At 60.6% G+C, this 2,056-nt stretch carries 4 protein-coding genes; 3 read left to right on the forward strand and 1 reads right to left on the reverse strand.

The window, feature by feature from the left end:
* The 3 genes from ASE78_RS18925 to ASE78_RS07685 all read left to right on the forward strand — a co-directional run.
* Positions 1 to 325 (forward strand): hypothetical protein (locus tag ASE78_RS18925; RefSeq protein WP_162236474.1); only part of this gene is annotated, 325 nt, incomplete at its 5' end.
* A gap of 185 nt (positions 326 to 510) precedes the next feature.
* Positions 511 to 1,065 carry a recombinase family protein gene (locus ASE78_RS07680; RefSeq protein WP_056495385.1) on the forward strand — a complete coding sequence of 185 codons (555 nt, stop codon included), beginning with the start codon at positions 511 to 513 and terminating at the stop codon, positions 1,063 to 1,065.
* Positions 1,066 to 1,217: 152 nt separating this feature from the next.
* Positions 1,218 to 1,667 carry a hypothetical protein gene (locus tag ASE78_RS07685; RefSeq protein WP_156351344.1) on the forward strand — a complete coding sequence of 150 codons (450 nt, stop codon included), beginning with the start codon at positions 1,218 to 1,220 and terminating at the stop codon, positions 1,665 to 1,667.
* Here the strand turns inward: ASE78_RS07685 and ASE78_RS07690 are convergent.
* Entirely contained in the window at positions 1,664 to 1,909 is a 246-nt protein-coding gene (locus tag ASE78_RS07690) for a hypothetical protein (RefSeq protein WP_056495391.1), read from the reverse strand. The genes ASE78_RS07685 and ASE78_RS07690 overlap by 4 nt on opposite strands.
* Between the last annotated feature and the right edge of the window lie 147 nt (positions 1,910 to 2,056).

A 2,056-nucleotide genomic window follows, 5' to 3' on the forward strand; every position in this document is an offset into this window, starting at 1 on the left:
CACTGACTATCATGGCCTGCTCGATCTCATGCTGGATGTTGAGCAGTGCGGCCCGAGCGCCGTCCTCAATGGCGTGTCCTGCACCATCATCCAGATCGACGGTCGGCACGCGCTGCTGGAAGCGGCCACCCCGGACTTCGGCTTCGCCGCGTTCTTCCCCGGATGGTATGGCGACTATTCGAGCACCCCAGTCCACATCGTGACGGTGGGAGAGCATCACGAGTGCATACGGTGGCTCCCTATCGCACGGGCCGACAAGTTTCGCATCATCCCGCACCTGCGCATCAGCGCGACCAACAAGACGCTGTGCCGACTGTCGTCCTGACCGCTGCCGTAGCCGCTCAGCGAACATCGAACGGAGGATCGCTCGACCGTGTCCCGCCTCGATAGGGCAACCCTTGGCGATACAGATCATGAGACGAGATAATCGTCTCATATGGGTTATTCTTGACTTCAGAGACAACTGGAGCGAGTCGGCCTAAGAACCATACGAGACGGTCAGGGACGACGATGGGCAAAACATTGGGCTACGCGCGCATCTCCACCAATGAGGGGCAGGACGCATCGAGCCAGAAGGCGATGTTGGAGAAGCTCGGCGCGGTGGTCGTGTTCACTGACATCGGCAACGGGTCGAAGCTCGCAGGCCGCGACCAACTCGAAGCCGCCCTGCGCCTGCTCGAACCCGGCGACGAACTTCTTTCCCTGCACCCGGATCGGCTCGCCCGAGATACCGGCGATCTGCTCACCATCGGCAAGCGCGTCATTGAGCGTGGCGCGGTGCTGCGCATCCATGACCCGGCGATCCGCTTCGATGGCACTGACATGATGGCGGAGATCATGCTTACGCTGTTCGGCATGATAGGGTCCGTCGAGAAGCACTTCATCCGTGCTCGACAGCGCCGTGGAATCGAAGCTGCACGCCTGAAAGGGGTCTACAAGGGCCGTCCCGCGACGATCAGCCCGGACGCTGTGCGCGATCTTCGTCAGCAAGGGCTCGGTGCTACCCAGATCGCCAAGCGTCTCGGGATCGGGCGCGCATCGGTCTACCGGCTGCTCGCTGCCTGACAGGTCAACGCCAAAACTGAGGGGTAAAAAAAGACTTTGACCGGTAAAACATTGCCATTGACAGGTGAACTCTGAAAGTTCAGATCAGGAGTTGAGGGGGTCAGACGGCCATCTGACCCCCTCGAATGGCAAACTCACTGGTGGAGACTACCATGCAGATCGTGCTTACCAAGGACGACTTTACCTCGTTCTCGCCCTCGACGCGAGCCGAAATCATCGCCTACCTCACCTCAAAGCCCAAGGCGTCACCGGGCCAGTTGCCGACAGGGTTCAGCCCTGATGACTTCGAAAATGTCGTCGATCTGACACCCGGCCAAGTCGAGGACTTCATGGCAGGTTGCTCCGAAAAGACCATCGCGGGCCTCAAGGTCTTCGCCGAACACGGGCCGGTGATCCAAGCCAAGCTGCTCAATGCTGCTGGGATCGAGAAATACGGCCACTTCCAAGGCCGCATCACCCAGCGCACTCGCACGGTCACCGGCGACGAAGACGCTTTCCTGTTCGCGTGGGATGACTGGAGCGAGGTCGATGAGGGCGAGGGGCAGTATGCTGTGACCCCCGTCACCTTCCGCTCGCTGCGCATCTACTTCGAACTCGACTAAGGGGTTCGAGCACAAACCGAAGGGCGGCCCCAGTGGCCGCCCTTCGGTTTGTGCCAGTCCGTCCGCCTCATTGAGCGCAGCCACTCGATCGCCTCATCGAACGACATCGCCTTCCCCGGCTGAGCCGCTGCCCGTTCGATCATCTCAACGAAGTCAGGATCGAGCGGATCGCCCCGGCAGATCGGGCAGGAGCGTCCATCCCCATCGTCGTCGCAGCGGTTATGCTCGACCTGCTCACCCATGCCATCGTGCCGTGGGTTCGAATCCCGCCCTGTCATTCGAACTGCTGCTCCACTTCAGTGCGACAATCTGCTATCAATGAACCTCGAAATAGCACGCCATATCAGAGGGTTTTATCGCGGAGAACGGCTTCCCTCCCTCTCCGCCAC

The organism is Sphingomonas sp. Leaf25, assembly GCF_001421635.1.
Lineage (GTDB): Bacteria > Pseudomonadota > Alphaproteobacteria > Sphingomonadales > Sphingomonadaceae > Sphingomonas.

Excerpts from the sequence above, each read along its gene's own strand:
- ASE78_RS07680 (WP_056495385.1), top strand. The coding sequence starts at position 511 with ATGGGCAAAACATTGGGCTACGCGCGCATCTCCACCAATGAGGGGCAG.
- ASE78_RS07690 (WP_056495391.1), bottom strand. The coding sequence starts at position 1,909 with ATGGGTGAGCAGGTCGAGCATAACCGCTGCGACGACGATGGGGATGGA.
- ASE78_RS07685 (WP_156351344.1), top strand. The coding sequence starts at position 1,218 with ATGCAGATCGTGCTTACCAAGGACGACTTTACCTCGTTCTCGCCCTCG.